This is a genomic window from Micromonospora sp. NPDC051924 (assembly GCF_055586005.1).
Genome location: NZ_JBVJJA010000013.1, coordinates 66,190 through 79,692, shown reverse-complemented (window position 1 = coordinate 79,692; position 13,503 = coordinate 66,190). Strand labels below are relative to the sequence as shown.

The following is a 13,503-nucleotide window of genomic DNA, read 5'->3' as shown; positions in this document are numbered from 1 at the left end:
AGGTGTGCCTGCAGGCAAATACTGACCGTCAGCCGCGCCCCGTGGAGGGCCGGACGATCGCTCCCAGTTGGGCGCGGGACGTGACACCCAGCTTGGGGAACGCCTTGTAGAGGTGGTAGCCGACGGTCCGTGGGCTGAGAAAGAGCTGCGCGGCGATGTCGCGGTTGGAGGCGCCACCGGCCGCGAGCCGGACGACCTGCCGCTCCTGGGGGGTGAGCACGCTGAGCGGGTCGCCGGCCTGGCGCGGTGCCGCCGGCACGTCGCCGCTCGCGCGCAGTTCCGCGCGAGCGCGTTCGGCCCACAGTTGCGAACCGAGTCGGTCGAAGATCTCCAACGCGCCGCGCAGTTGCGCCCGGGCGTCGGCCCGGCGCCGCGCCCGCCGCAGCCACTCGCCGTAGACGAGCCGCGTCCTTGCCAGCTCATACGGCTGGGGGTCGTCCTCATGCCGGCGTACGGCCTGCGCGAAGTGCGCTTCGTCCTCCTCGACGAGCGCGCGGCAGCGCAGGGCGATCGCGTCCGACGACGGCTGACGGGCGTGCCGTGCCCAGGCCACGTACCGGGCGAGCGGCTCGGTTGCCTGCGCCGGCCGGCCGCTGCGGACGGCTGCCTCGACCTGGTCGGGGGCGGAGAGGACGGCGATTCCGGTCACCGGAATGGCCTGCAGCTGCCGCAGGGCGGCGTCCGTCCGGCCCAGGCCGAGTTCGAGCAGGCCGAGTGCCCAGCGGCCGATGGCTGCGGCAAGGACCATGCCCTGCTTGTCGGCTCTGGCCACGCCTTCTTCGGCCTTCGCGCGGCAGCCCGGCACGTCGCCGAGGTGCGCGAGCACCCAGGCGAGCGAGCACGTGAGGTGACCGATCCGGTGCTCGTGACCCAGGTCCGTGGCCAGCCGCAACCCTGCGTTCAGGGTCGCCGTGGCCTCGCCGTACCGGCCGAGCCATCCCTGCGCGAACCCGTGATCCTGGAGCGCGTAGGCGAGCCAGCCGATCATCCCGCTCTTCTGGCAGTCCGCCACGAGGCGGCCGGTGATCTCCTCGGCGAGGGTGGCTCGGCCCAGCGCGAGACACAGCGAGGCGGTGAAGGTCAGGCCGGGTATCCCCAGCCCAGCCTGCTCGTGTCCGGCCACGGCCTCGGCCATGAGGGTGATCCCGCCGCCGATGTCACCGTCCATCAGGCGGGCCAGCCCGAGTGCGCCGACGGGCAGCGGTGAGTCCCGCTCGGGAAGCGTGCGGAGTCGGGTGGCGGCCTCCTTCGCCAGCCGCGTGTCCCCGGCGAACCAGGCGCAGCGGATGGCCTCCACCAGCAGCCAGGTGGCCTGCTCGGCGGATCGGGCCGCCACGCGGGGGACGCCGTCCATGATGGCCCGGCCCGCCGCGAGCGGCGCGCCCAACTCGAATTCGCGGTGGGCGCGTACCTGGATGAGCGCGGTGACCAGGTCCGGGTCGTCCACGTCGGGGGTGACGCGGTCGGCGAGCGCGGCGGCCCGAACCGTCAGTCCGGCGTCGCTCGCCGCCAGCGCGGCGGCGGCCCGGCGCCCGGACCGTCGTACCGGATCGGGGGTGAGTTCGGCGGCGCGCTCGTAGGCGGCCGCGGTCGCGGCGTGGCCACCGCGGGTGCGAGCGCGTTCCGCCGCGTCCGCCAACTCCCGGGCGATGTCCTCGTCGGCCCCGACCGCGGCGGCGGCCAGGTGCCACGCCCGCCGGTCGGCCGCGTCCGCGGACGGTGAGCGCGTGAGAGCGCCGGCAAGGGCCCGGTGTACGGCAAGACGTCGCGTGGCCGGGGCACTCTGGTAGGCGGCTGCCCTGATCAGGGGGTGACGGAAGCCGACGACGTTCCCCTTGATCTCGATCAGCCGGTGTCGCTCGGCCGCTCCCAGCCCGTCGAGGGTGGCGCCAGCGGCGGTCAGCGTCTCCAGCTCACCACGGCCGTCCGCCGCCGTGACCAGCAGCGCGGTTCGCGCCGGCTCGGGCAGAGCGGCGATCTGTGCCTGGAACGCCTCCTGGACCCGATCGGCCACGGGTATCGCACCCACCGGTGACAGTCGTCCCGCCCGCTGCTCGGCGCTGAGCGCGGCGGGCAGTTCGACGAGCGCGAGCGGGTTGCCGTCCGATTCCTCGATGAGGCGTTCGCGCACCTGCGGTGGAAGGTCGGCGGGCAGCAGGGCGGCGGCGGCCGCCCTGTCCAGCCTGCCCAGCCGGCGTTCGGGGAGCCCTACGGCAGGGAAACCCGTGCGGGCGGCGAAGATCATGACGACGCCTTCCGCCTCGAGGCGGCGGGCGGCGAACACGAGCGCGTCGATGGACGCCTGATCGAACCAGTGCGCGTCGTCGATGAGGCACAGCAGCGCGCCGTCCGCGGCAAGCTCGGCGAGCAAGCTCAGCGTCGCCAGCCCCACCAGGAATCGGCTCTCCGGAGCGACGTCACCCAACCCCAAGGCGGCGTTGAGCGCGGTGGCCTGCGCCGCGGGCAGCGTGTGGATCCGGTCGAGACCGGCGCGCAGGAGCAGGTGGAGCGCGGCGAAGGGCAACGTGGCCTCGGACTCGACACCGACGCCGCGCAACACACGCAGACCCGCTGCCCGCTCGGCGGCGTGGTCCAGGAGCGCGGACTTGCCGATCCCCGCCGGGCCTCGGATGACCAGGGTTCCGCTCCGGCCGGCCCCGGCCTCCGCCAGGAGCCGCTCGATCTCTGCCTGCTCCCCGGCTCGTCCGTGCAACACAGCCAGGAAGCTACCGTCACGATGACTGATTCGGCTCTGCGTGGACCTCCGTAGCTTCGTGATCAACCGCACGTCAGCACTACGAAGGGACCCCTACGATGGCCACCGTCGCCAGCACCGTTCACCCCGCCGCCGACGCCAAGCTGCTCCGCTTCGCCCTGAAGCAGGATGCGATCGGCTCCGGTGCCAACGGGGTCGTCTACGTCGCCGCCGCAGCGATCTTCGGCGAGCTGTTCGGCCTCCCCGCCGCCTTCCTCTACCCGATCGGCGCCTTCCTGGTCGCCTGGGCCGCCGCGCTGCTCTATCTCGCCTCGCGGGAGACGGTGAGCAGGGCGGCCGTGAGCGCGGTGATGGCGGTCAACATCGCCTGGGTGGCCGCGAGCGCCGAACTGCTCGTCGCCGGCTGGTTCCCGTTGACCGGACTCGGCACCGCACTGGTGATCGTGCAGGCGGTCGTGGTCGCCGGCTTCACCGTCCTGCAGTTCGCCGGCCTCCGCAAGACCGGGTGAACCGCCGCGATCAGCTGAGCGGTTGCTGGTGGGTTGTGACCGGTCACCGGGCCACAACCCACCAGGATCACCTCACACCGGAGTCACCTCGCCACCCACGCGGTGGATGCCGCGTGCCAGGTCTGTCCTAGCGAGGCTCCAGACAGTGCCCCATCGGCAAGCAGGAACACACGCTGCAACACCGCTCCGAAATCCTGCGGCAGCCGGTCCTCAAGACGATGTTTGCGTCGCCAGGCCGCCCACCGTGATTGGGCCAACGTTGCGTAGCCGTCGAGGACCTCGCTCAGCGATGTCACCATCACCTCTCGATACTCAGCAACCCGTCGCAGGGCCGTCGCGAGTTCATCCCCGTCCACGTCGTGCTGGCCGGACAGCAGGTACACATCGGCAAAATCGCGCCAGCGGGTGTTCGCCTCGCCCCGCTGCAATGCCGTCACCAGCTTCTCCGCGTACACCATGGGGAGCGGATAACCGGTGACCACGATTTCCCCGTCGAGCAGGCGGGGCAGCTTGATGGGCTGCGGGTCGGGCCAGATCGGGTCGCCGACGTTGACGTCAACGTGAAACGCCAGTCGTGCCACGGAGAGGCTGCCGGTGAGGTTGACCCGGACCCCGCTGTAGACGTCGTCGTCCCGGATCGTCTCCGCAGTCGCGGTGGCCGGGTCGAAGACGAGGCCGTCGTCGAGAGGCTGGCTCGCCACGTCGCGGACAACAGTGAGCACCTGGTCCGTGTCGTTCGAGATCCATCGGCCCTGCAGGTCGACGTCCCGGGTGGGCCGGCGGGCGGCATAGGCGGCCATCAGGACCCCGCCCTTGAGCACGAGCCTGTCCGCGTTGGGTGACAGGGCCAGGCGAGCCAGAAAGCCCTCCAGGGCGTACACCTGATGCAACTCGTCGGTCGGCCGGCCGGTGCGGCGGGCGAGGTTCTGCAGATCGAGGTAGGCACGGCCGGCGACGGTGGCTCGGGTCGGTCGGGTGGTCACAGCAGGATCTCCAGCGCCTCTCGGAGTGGCCGCTCGGCCTGTGGAAAGTGTCGAGCCATCGCCAGCAGCTTCGACGGTGCCCCGCCGCGTTGCCTCAGCCATCGCTTGAGCGCCGCGTACGCCAGATCCGGGCCCTCACGGTGGCGGAGCCGGATGGCGTCGATGATGCTGCGCTCGGCGTTGTAGATCCCGATCGAGGTCTCGTTTTCGAGTGGCAGGTTGGTGCGCCCGACCTCGAATGTCGCGGGGTCGAATGAATGCCAGGCGACCGGCGCGGTGGTGACGGGCCGGTGCCGCCCGCGGGGCAGCGCGACATCGATCCGGGACGGGATCTCGTCGGTGAGGCCGTGCCGGGCCAGCGCCGTGGCCAGGCAGAGCGTGGCGTACGGGGCGCGCCGAGCGATCTCGACAAGGTCGAGGTCGGCCGCCTCAGCCTCGCGGCGCCGGTAGAGGCCCCGGCCGACAAGCTCGATGAGCCGCCGATCACGCAACCGGTAGAGCTGCCACTCGGTGAGACCCGCAGCGAGTGCCTGGGAGTAGCTGAAGGTAGCCGGAAGCGTGTCAGGCAGGGGGCCCCCGGCGTCTGGGCTCTCGGCAGACGACACACGGAAATCCTATACAGGTGGCGGCAAGATGTAATGGATTTCCGTGGGAGCTGGCCCCCGTCAGTCAGAGGATCCGGTGCTACCGCCCGCCCAGCCTTTGCAGGATCTTCAGGCAGGAGGTGCGGGCGCCGCGGACGGCCCGGCCGAGATGGGGTCGGTTCTGCCGGACGTACGTGGAGAGCAGCACGCCGAGGAAGATCAAGCCGGCCAGCCACGCCAGCCAGTCGCCGAACGAGTCCAGCAGCGGCAGGGTGGCGATCAGGGCGGCGGCCGCGGAGAGCGGGAAGACCAGCTGCAACCCGAACTCGTACAGGAAGGACCGCTCGTCCCGGTGCAGCGCGTAGAAGTCCTCCCAGGTGAGGATCCGCTCGTCGCCGGTGCACTCGACGGCGATGGGTCTCAGGACCTCGATGATGTACCGGTTCGCCGCCTCCCGGTCCCGGCGGCGTCGCAGGATGGTGATGCCGGAGGCGGCGGCCAGGATGGGCACGCTGACCAGCAGCCGTGGATCGGCGCGGTTCGCCACCACGAATCCGAGGAGCACGGCCACCACGGTCAGGTACGCGCCGACGAGCGCGTGCGACGCCGACGACTTCTGCGCCACCACGGCCCGGATCGAGTTGTACTCGGCGATGAGCAGGTTGGTCCGGTTGTCCGTCCGGGCGCCTGCCGCGAGCTGCTCCGGCTGGGTTGCTCTGTGATCAACCATGTCGTTCCACGCCACACTCAAATGATGGCAATGAATGGCAACCAGGTGGGAGCGGGGCTGACCGGGCGTGGTGTCGGTGGCGGGACGAGCGGACCCGATCCCGCTCAGGCGAAGTCGAACACGAGCGGGAAGGCGAGGACGACGGCCCAGGCCCAGACCGCGTACACGATCACGTAGCGGGTCTGCCAGCGTTCCAGGCGGGCGAAGGGCAGGCGGCCACGTACGAAGCCGAGGAACAGCCATGCCGACCACGCCAGGTTGGTGAGCAGGACGAGGTTCTCGCCCAGGGCCGCGGTCTTGTTGGGGCTGAAGCCCCATTCGGTGATGCGACCGGTGATCGCCAGCAGCACCAGGACGTCGATGATCAGAGCACTGACCACCAGCGCGAGCTGCAGACGGTCGAACAGGCCGGGCCGGGTCGTGAGGTCACGGGCGGAGATGGCGTACAGCAGCAGGCCCAGCACGACGACGAGCAGCAGGTCGAAGAGGATGAGCACGTTGCGCTCGACGTCGATGCCGCTGTTGGTCCAGATGACGGCGGCCAGGAAGGCCAGCAGCGTGGCCGCGAACAGCGGGGTGAAGACGCGGGTCAGCACCGGCGCCATGTTCTCGATGACGCTCTGCTTGGCCTCCACCAGCCAGGCGGACACGATGACCGCGGCCATGGCGCCGCACGGCAGCAGCCACGATTGGATAAATCCCTCCGCGTCGAGGCCGATGGCGTTGAAGGTGCCGGCCGTGAAGGCGGTGAGCACGCCGCCGCCCAGCCCGAGGAGGGCGAAGTAGATCAGCCACTCCCCGGTGAACCGGATGAAGTCCATCCGCCGCCGGTCCGAGCGCCAGTCACCGCCCACGTAGGCGACGCCGACCACCAGCCACAACGCGATCGGCAGGTGGATCGCCGTGAGCACGATGCTCTGCGAGTCATCGGCCAGCGGGTACGCGTTCGCGGCGACCGCGCCGAGCACGAACAGCGCGGCGAGCACCCCGATGACGCGCGGACCCACCCGGCGTTGCCAGGCGAAGTACGCCGCCAGCGCGGGCAGCGCGAAGAGGCTGATGTTGCGGGCGTAGAAGGCGCCGTCATCGTCGGACAGGTCGAGCCCGAACCAGCTCGGCACCTTGATGGCGAGCGCCGCGACGGCCGCGCACAGCACCATGACCGGCAGTTCCCGACGGGTACGGGCGGCGCTGGGCGCGTCGGGCTCGCCGGGCAGCACGAGTTGCTTCCACAGCCGTTCGGAATGCTCGCGGGCGAACTCCCGGGACAGCTCGTCGAGGCTGCCCATGCGTTTGACGGCGATGAGGAACGCCTCGTCGTCCCGCAGGCCACCCTCGGTCAGTTCGGTGATCCGGCTGCGGAGATGGTCTTCCAGCTCCTCGACGTCGGTGTGGTGCAGCTCCTGGCGGCGGTGCATGTAGGCCCGCCACTCGGCGATCTGGCCCTCCAGATCGTGGTCGCGCTCGATGGTCATCGTCCCGCCTCCCAGGCCGGTGCCGGGATCGGCTTGATGGCTTGTGTCGTGCTCCAGATGCCGTGCAGGGCATCGACGACCGCGGCCCACTGGCGGCGCTGCTCGGCGAGCTCGGCCCGGCCCTGGTCGGTGATGCGGTAGTACTTGCGGCGGCGCCCGCCGGGCGGGGTCTCCCAGGCCGACTCCACGTGGCCGAGCCGCTCCAGACGGTGCAGCAGCGGGTAGAGCAGGCCGTCGGTCCACTCCAACTGCCCGCCCGACAGCTCGTTGACCTGCTTGAGGATGGCGTAGCCGTAGCTCTCCCCATCGGCGAGGATCCCCAGCACGAGCGGTGTCGCGGACGCTGCGACCAGGTCCTTGGTGATGCGCATGTGACCACCCAACCCTAGAACTACAATGCATAATAGCTCTAGGTATTACGGCCGCACAATCCCGACCACCGAGGCGGTCAACAGCAGGAACTACAGGCGGCTCGGGTCGGCCGGGAAACGCTCGTGCCCGAGTACGGCGAGCAGCCGCAGCTTCTCGTAGCCCTCGCTGCGCGGCGGGGCGGTGAGCACCAGCAGCGCCTGGGACTGGTCCTCGGTGAACAGTGCCTGGCAGTCGAGCTCGATCGGGCCGAGCTCGGGGTGGACGAGCGTCTTGTGGTCGGCGAAGCGCTGGGCGACCTCGTGGCGCTCCCACAGCTCGGCGAACTCCGGGCTCAGTTTCTGCAGGGCGCGCACCAGCTCGCCGGCCCGTGACTGCGGACCCATCGACCCGTACGCGGCGCGCAGGTTGGCGACCTGGGCGCGGCTCTGCCGGTCACGGTCGTCCTCCGGGTAGCGCAGCCGCTCGGCGGGTTGGGTGAACCAGCGGTAGATCTCGCTGCGGGCGAGGCCGGTGTAGCCGGACCTGTCGCCGAACAGGGCCTCCGCCATCCGGTTCTGCACGAGGGTCTCGCCGAGGTTGGACAGGATCAGCGCCGGGGTGTCGTCGAGGCGGTCCAGCACCCGCAGCAGCGCCGGGGCGACGTGCGTCGCCGCGGACACGGGGGTCGGCGGGTTGTGTCCCGCCACCCGGAACAGGTAGTCGCGCTCCTGCCCGCTCAGCCGCAGCGCCCGGGCGAGCGAGGCGAGCATCTGTGCGCTCGGCTGCGGGCCGCGCTGCTGTTCCAGCCGGGTGTAGTAGTCGGTGGACATGGCGGCGAGGGCGGCGACCTCTTCGCGGCGCAGGCCGGGTGCCCGCCGGCGGGCACCCGGGGCCAGCCCGAGGTCGCCGGGCTGCAGCGCCTCGCGGCGGCGGCGCAGGAAGTCGGCCAGGGCTGCACGGTCCATGCGCCCAGTATCCGGCTGCGGCGGGCGCGAACCAGGGATCGCCGATCCCCCGATAACCGATCTCTGCCCCCGGCCTGGGGTGACCGGCGAAGCTCGGAGCATGAACATCTCCGGGAACACCATCTTCATCCCTGGCTCCACGAGCGGGATCGGTCTCGCTCTCGCGCTGGAGCTGCAGGCGAAGGGCAACACCGTCATCGTCGGCGGCCGGCGCACGGACCTGCTCGACATCATCGCCGCGGACTACCCCGGCATCGACACCGTACGGATCGACACGGCGGATCCCGCGAGCATCGACTCGGCCGCGAAGCAGGTGCTGGCCAAGCACCCGGACCTCAACGTGCTGGTCACGATGGCCGGCATCATGCGCGTCGAGGACTGGCACCAGCCGGAGTCGTTCCTCGCCTCCGCCGAGTCGATCATCACGACGAACGTGCTCGGCCCGATCCGCCTGATCGCCGCGTTCATCGAGCACCTGCGGGCGCAGCCGGACGCCACGATCATGACCGTCTCCTCGGGCCTCGCGTTCGCGCCGCTCAAGGCCACGCCGAGCTACAACGCGTCGAAGGCCGCGATCCACATGCTCAGCGAGTCGATCCGGCTTCAGCTCGCCGACACCAGCGTGAAGGTCGTGGAGCTGGAACCGCCGGCCGTGCGCACCGCGCTGCTGCCCGGCCAGGAGACCAGCGAGTTCGCCATGCCGCTGGACGAGTTCGTGGCGGAGGTGGTCGCGCTGATCGAGGCGCAGCCCGACGCCAACGAAATCCAGGTCGAGCGGGTGAAGTTCCTCCGGTACGGCGAGGCGCGCGGCGACTACGACCAGGTCGTCGCGACCCTCAACCGGGCCGACCCGCACGGGAAGTAGGGGTCCAGCACCTCACATTCCGGGGAGTCATGTCGTCGGACTGCTGAGACGCGATCAACTCGGCAAGGGGAAACGTCATGAACATCGCGCTGTGGATCATTGCGGGACTGCTGGCCCTGACCTTTCTGGCCAGCGGCGTCATGAAGCTGATCCAGCCCAGGGAGAAGCTGGCCGGCTCCATGCCGGTCCTCGAAGACTTCGGCGCCGGCAGCCTCAAGGCCATCGGCGCCCTTGAGATCCTGGCTGCGGTGGGCCTGATCCTGCCCGCCGCGCTCGGCATCGCGCCGGTTCTGGTGCCGCTGGCCGCCGTCGGTCTGGTGTTGCTGATGGTCGGCGCGTTCGTCGCGCACCTGCGCCGGCACGAGGCCCAGGGAATCGTGGTGACCCTGGTCCTGTTCGCCCTGGCCGTCGTCGTGGCCTGGGGGCGCTTCGGCCCCCAGGCCTTCACCGGCTGACCCGGCGGTAGACGTGACGTAGGGAACAACCTTCGGCCGGCCGCTCCTGCCGGCCCGCGCCGACTGACTAGCTTGGAGGCAGCAGGGAGTCGCCGACCCACCTCAGGCCTCACGCACCACCTCGGGGCCTTCGTGCACAACCGCCCAGGGAGGGCGCATGCAGTCGCGCACCGATCTCATCGAGGACCTGATGGGGCGCTTCCCCCATGTGCCGAAAGAGGCGGTCATCAAGGAGGACCTGCTGCGTGGCGGCCTGGCCTTCGACGACTCGGCGTTGACCGACAACGAGAGCGGGGCCGTCAAGCCCAAGTCGTACTTCATCTTCTCCTTCGACCACCGGACCCTGCCGGACCTGGGCACCGCCGCGCTGCGCAGGCCGCCGGAGGAGATCGTGCTCACCGGCGGCCCGTACGGGCTGCGCCGTACGGTCGTCTCGGTCCGCACCAATCCCGACTCGCCGTACCGGGTGAAGGACGACGGCGACGGTCGCCTGCGGTTGTTCCTGGACGGCCGGCCGATCGCCGATGTGGGGCTGCCGCCGATGCCGGACTACTACCGGCACACGCTGGCGAACGGGAAGTCGGTGATGGAGGTCGCGCCGACGATCCAGTGGGGCTACCTGATCTACCTGACCGTGTTCCGGGTCTGCCAGTACTTCGGCGCCAAGGAGGAGTGCCAGTACTGCGACATCAACCACAACTGGCGCCAGCACAAGCAGGCCGGCCGCCCGTACACCGGGGTCAAGCCGGTCGAGGAGGTGCTGGAGGCGCTGGAGATCATCGACCGGTACGACGCCACCGGCGCGTCGCAGGCGTACACGCTGACCGGCGGCAGCATCACCTCGAAGGTCGACGGGCTGGCCGAGGCCGACTTCTACGGCCGGTACGCGCAGGCGATCGAGGAGCGGTTCCCGGGCCGGTGGATCGGCAAGGTGGTCGCGCAGGCGCTGCCCCGGGCGGACGTGCAGCGGTTCCACGACTACGGCATCCGGATCTACCACCCCAACTACGAGGTGTGGGACAAGCGGCTGTTCGAGCTCTACTGCCCCGGCAAGGAGCGGTACGTGGGCCGGGAGGAGTGGCACCGCCGGATCCTCGACTCCGCCGAGATCTTCGGGCCGCGCAACGTCATCCCGAACTTCGTCGCGGGTGTGGAGATGGCCGCCCCGTACGGCTTCACCAGCGTGGACGAGGCGATCGACTCCACCACCGAGGGCCTGCAGTACTTCATGTCCCGGGGCATCACCCCGCGGTTCACCACCTGGTGCCCGGAGCCGACCACCCCGCTCGGCCGGACCAACCCGCAGGGCGCGCCGCTGGAATATCACATCCGGCTGCTGGAGGCCTACGCCGCGACCATGAAGGCCAACGGCCTCTCCAGCCCGCCCGGGTACGGCCCGGCCGGCCCCGGCCGCGCGGTCTTCTCGGTCAGCTCGTTCATGGACAGCCTGCCCGCCGAACCGGAGTCGTGAGGGACCCCTGCTCGGAGTCGCAGACTGCCGCCGAGATTTCCGTGCTAGGCAATGTCTTCAACGGTTCTACAGCCATTGCAGTAGCGCGGCGATGGTGGCCGTTGCCTGGTACAAGCCCCCACGTCGCGGCGAAGCCCCCCGAACAGCAGCGCCCCGCGCAATATCCATCGAGCCAGTCGGACTCATTCGCAGCGATCGTCGGAGCCTCGGCCAGGTAATCGGGGAGGGCCGGACCCGGCTTACCGCTCGAGCCGGCCGTACGGGCCCGATGGTCAGTGCCTGGTCAGCGGCAGTTCGACGGGCTCACCCGCGGCGACCGCGTCGACGAGTAGCGCGGTGACCTCGTCGGTCGACCGATCCAGAAACGTGAGCCGGTCCAGGTACGCCGCCAGCGACGGGGGCGAGGGCGTCGTCGTTCACCGTTCGCTCCGGTTGCCGCGCGGGACGACCAGCCCGGTCTCGTAGGCGACGACGACCGCCTGCGTCCGGTCTCGCAGGCCGAGCTTGCTCAGCAGCCGGCTGACGTGCGTCTTCACGGTCTCGTCGCTGACCACGAGCCGCTCGGCGATCTCCGGGTTGGACAGGCCCTCCGCGACCAGGCACAGCACCTCGGTTTCCCGCGGGGTGAGCACCGTGAGCGGGGCCGGGTGCCGGGGCGGTCGTGGGCGCAGCCGGGCGAACTCCTGGATCAGCCGCCGGGTCACCGTGGGCGCGAGGAGCGCCTCGCCGGCCGCAACGACCCGGACCGCGTCGAACAGCCGCTCGGCGGTGACGTCCTTGAGAAGAAAGCCGCTCGCCCCAGCGCCGAGGGCGTCGTAGACGTGCTCGTCCAGGTCGAATGTGGTGAGGATGAGGATCCGAGGGCCGTCGCCGGCGGCGAGATGCCGGGTGGCCTCGATGCCGTCCATCACCGGCATGCGCACGTCCATCAGGACCACGTCAGGCCGCTGCTCTCGGCAGACCCGCAACGCCTCGGCGCCGTCCGCGGCGCTGCCCACCACGGCGAGGTCCGGCTGCGTGTCGAGGAGCGCGGCAAAGCCGGCCCGGACAACCTCCTGGTCGTCAGCGACGACGACCCGCACCGGCCCGGTCATTGGTCCACCGTGGTTTCGCTCGATCCGACCAGCGTACGGCCGGACGGTTGACCGTCGGTCGCGGCCCCGGCCGGTGCCGCCGACGCTGCCTCCGCAGGGAGGCGCAGCACCGCGTCGACCAGGAAGCCGCCACCCGGCGCGGGGCCGGTCCACAGTTCGCCGCCCAGGGTGGCGACCCGCTCGCGCATGCCGAGCAGCCCGTGTCCCGCGCCGGCGGGCCGGCCCGGCACGGGCCCAGGGCCGTTGTCGCGGACGCGTACGCGCAGGACCCCGCTCGTGTACGTCAGCTCGACGTCGACCGCCGCGCCCGGGGCGTGCCGGCGGACGTTGGTCAGCGCCTCCTGCACGATCCGGTACGTGGTGAGCTGCACCCCCGGATCGAGCGGGAGGACCCGGCCGCGCACGAGCAGCCGGACGCCCGCCCCAGTCGAGTCGCGCGCCTCGTCGAGCAGGTCGGTGAGCTGCCGCAGGCCGGGCTGTGGTGTGCGGTTCGGGCCGGTCACGCCGGACTCCTCGGCGTCCTCGCGCAGGACCCCGAGGAGCCGTCGCATCTCGGTGAGCGCCGCCCGCGCCGTGTCCCCGATCGCGAGCAGGCGCTTCGCCCCGTCTGCTGGAAGCCCGGGCGTGGTCAACCGGGCCGTCTCGGCCTGTACCGCGATCATCGAGATGTGGTGGGCCACGACGTCGTGCAGCTCGCGGGCGATCCGGGCGCGTTCGCCCCGCGCCGCGTACGCGAGCAGGGTCCGTTCCATCGCCTGGCGGGACTTGTCGCGGGCCGCGGCCTCCGCGCGGGCGCGCATCGCGGCGCCGGCGCCGGCCGCACCGACTGTCGCCGCCGCGACGACCAGCGCGAAGATGCGCCCGGCCAGGCCACCACCGGGCGGACCGAGGATCGCGTAGGCCACGAACGGTGGCGCGAACCAACCTGCCACGGTGGCCCGGCGACGCCGCCCCACCATGTGGAGCACGGCGGCCTCGGCGACGAGCACCGCGAGCGGCGGCCGGGGTTGCAGCGCGAGGGTGAGGGACGTCGCCGCCGTCGTCATCGCGGCGGCCCACACCGGCTGGGCGCGCACCAGCGCCACCGGCGCGGTGGCGCAGACGGCGAGGAGCAGCGCCGCGGGCAGCAGAGCACCGGAGACCACCCCGTACAGGACGGTCTCCACCATCGCGGCGAACCCGAGCAGCGCCGCGACGACCGCCGGCAGTTCGGGCACACCGCTGACCCGTCCGACGAACCGCCCGACGCCGGTCGGCCGGGCGTGCGCATCCCCCGCCATGTCGCCATTCTCGCGGCACAGCAGG

The 13,503-nt window shown here is 71.1% G+C and carries 13 protein-coding genes; 4 read left to right on the top strand and 9 right to left on the bottom strand.

All coding sequences use genetic code 11. From position 1 onward, the window contains the following. Positions 1–28: 28 nt before the first annotated feature. On the bottom strand, positions 29–2,716 hold the full coding sequence (locus ACZ6S5_RS12990; protein WP_466000195.1) for an ATP-binding protein: 2,688 nt from the start codon (positions 2,714–2,716) through the stop codon (positions 29–31). Between the two features lie 98 nt (positions 2,717–2,814). On the opposite strand from ACZ6S5_RS12990, the gene ACZ6S5_RS12985 reads away from it, so the two are divergent. Next, positions 2,815–3,225, top strand: coding sequence for a hypothetical protein (locus tag ACZ6S5_RS12985; RefSeq protein ID WP_466000194.1), 411 nt, complete (start codon positions 2,815–2,817; stop codon positions 3,223–3,225). Positions 3,226–3,308: 83 nt separating this feature from the next. Here ACZ6S5_RS12985 and ACZ6S5_RS12980 read toward each other — a convergent pair whose 3' ends face one another. From ACZ6S5_RS12980 to ACZ6S5_RS12955, 6 genes are all read right to left on the bottom strand, one after another. Next, entirely contained in the window at positions 3,309–4,208 is a 900-nt protein-coding gene (locus ACZ6S5_RS12980; protein WP_466000193.1) for a nucleotidyl transferase AbiEii/AbiGii toxin family protein, read from the bottom strand. Further along, the gene (locus tag ACZ6S5_RS12975; RefSeq protein WP_466000192.1) at positions 4,205–4,813 is read right to left on the bottom strand and encodes a type IV toxin-antitoxin system AbiEi family antitoxin domain-containing protein; all 609 of its coding nucleotides are present in this window, start codon (positions 4,811–4,813) and stop codon (positions 4,205–4,207) included. The genes ACZ6S5_RS12980 and ACZ6S5_RS12975 overlap by 4 nt, the downstream gene beginning before the upstream one ends. A 79-nt stretch (positions 4,814–4,892) precedes the next feature. Next, entirely contained in the window at positions 4,893–5,522 is a 630-nt protein-coding gene (locus ACZ6S5_RS12970; protein WP_466000191.1) for a hypothetical protein, read from the bottom strand. Positions 5,523–5,626: 104 nt separating this feature from the next. After that, positions 5,627–6,997 (bottom strand): permease prefix domain 1-containing protein, encoded by a 1,371-nt coding sequence (locus tag ACZ6S5_RS12965; protein WP_466000190.1) that lies wholly within the window; start codon positions 6,995–6,997, stop codon positions 5,627–5,629. After that, the gene (locus ACZ6S5_RS12960; protein WP_466000189.1) at positions 6,994–7,368 is read right to left on the bottom strand and encodes a PadR family transcriptional regulator; all 375 of its coding nucleotides are present in this window, start codon (positions 7,366–7,368) and stop codon (positions 6,994–6,996) included. The genes ACZ6S5_RS12965 and ACZ6S5_RS12960 overlap by 4 nt, the downstream gene beginning before the upstream one ends. A gap of 90 nt (positions 7,369–7,458) precedes the next feature. Next, complete coding sequence (locus ACZ6S5_RS12955; protein ID WP_466000188.1) at positions 7,459–8,313, bottom strand: helix-turn-helix transcriptional regulator; 855 nt, start codon at positions 8,311–8,313, stop codon at positions 7,459–7,461. A 100-nt stretch (positions 8,314–8,413) separates the two neighbouring features. Here ACZ6S5_RS12955 and ACZ6S5_RS12950 point away from each other — a divergent pair, with 100 nt between their 5' ends. The 3 genes from ACZ6S5_RS12950 (at position 8,414) to ACZ6S5_RS12940 (ending at position 11,104) form a co-directional block, all read left to right on the top strand. Then, positions 8,414–9,178: an SDR family oxidoreductase gene (locus ACZ6S5_RS12950; RefSeq protein WP_466000187.1), complete on the top strand. Its 765-nt coding sequence runs from the start codon at positions 8,414–8,416 to the stop codon at positions 9,176–9,178. A gap of 77 nt (positions 9,179–9,255) precedes the next feature. After that, positions 9,256–9,633 (top strand): DoxX family protein, encoded by a 378-nt coding sequence (locus ACZ6S5_RS12945; protein WP_466000186.1) that lies wholly within the window; start codon positions 9,256–9,258, stop codon positions 9,631–9,633. 157 nt (positions 9,634–9,790) lie between these two features. Beyond that, complete coding sequence (locus tag ACZ6S5_RS12940) at positions 9,791–11,104, top strand: radical SAM protein (RefSeq protein ID WP_466000185.1); 1,314 nt, start codon at positions 9,791–9,793, stop codon at positions 11,102–11,104. A 416-nt stretch (positions 11,105–11,520) separates the two neighbouring features. Here ACZ6S5_RS12940 and ACZ6S5_RS12935 read toward each other — a convergent pair whose 3' ends face one another. Both ACZ6S5_RS12935 and ACZ6S5_RS12930 read right to left on the bottom strand, forming a co-directional pair. Next, positions 11,521–12,198 (bottom strand): response regulator, encoded by a 678-nt coding sequence (locus ACZ6S5_RS12935; RefSeq protein WP_466000184.1) that lies wholly within the window; start codon positions 12,196–12,198, stop codon positions 11,521–11,523. After that, complete coding sequence (locus ACZ6S5_RS12930; protein ID WP_466000183.1) at positions 12,195–13,478, bottom strand: sensor histidine kinase; 1,284 nt, start codon at positions 13,476–13,478, stop codon at positions 12,195–12,197. The genes ACZ6S5_RS12935 and ACZ6S5_RS12930 overlap by 4 nt, the downstream gene beginning before the upstream one ends. Between the last annotated feature and the right edge of the window lie 25 nt (positions 13,479–13,503).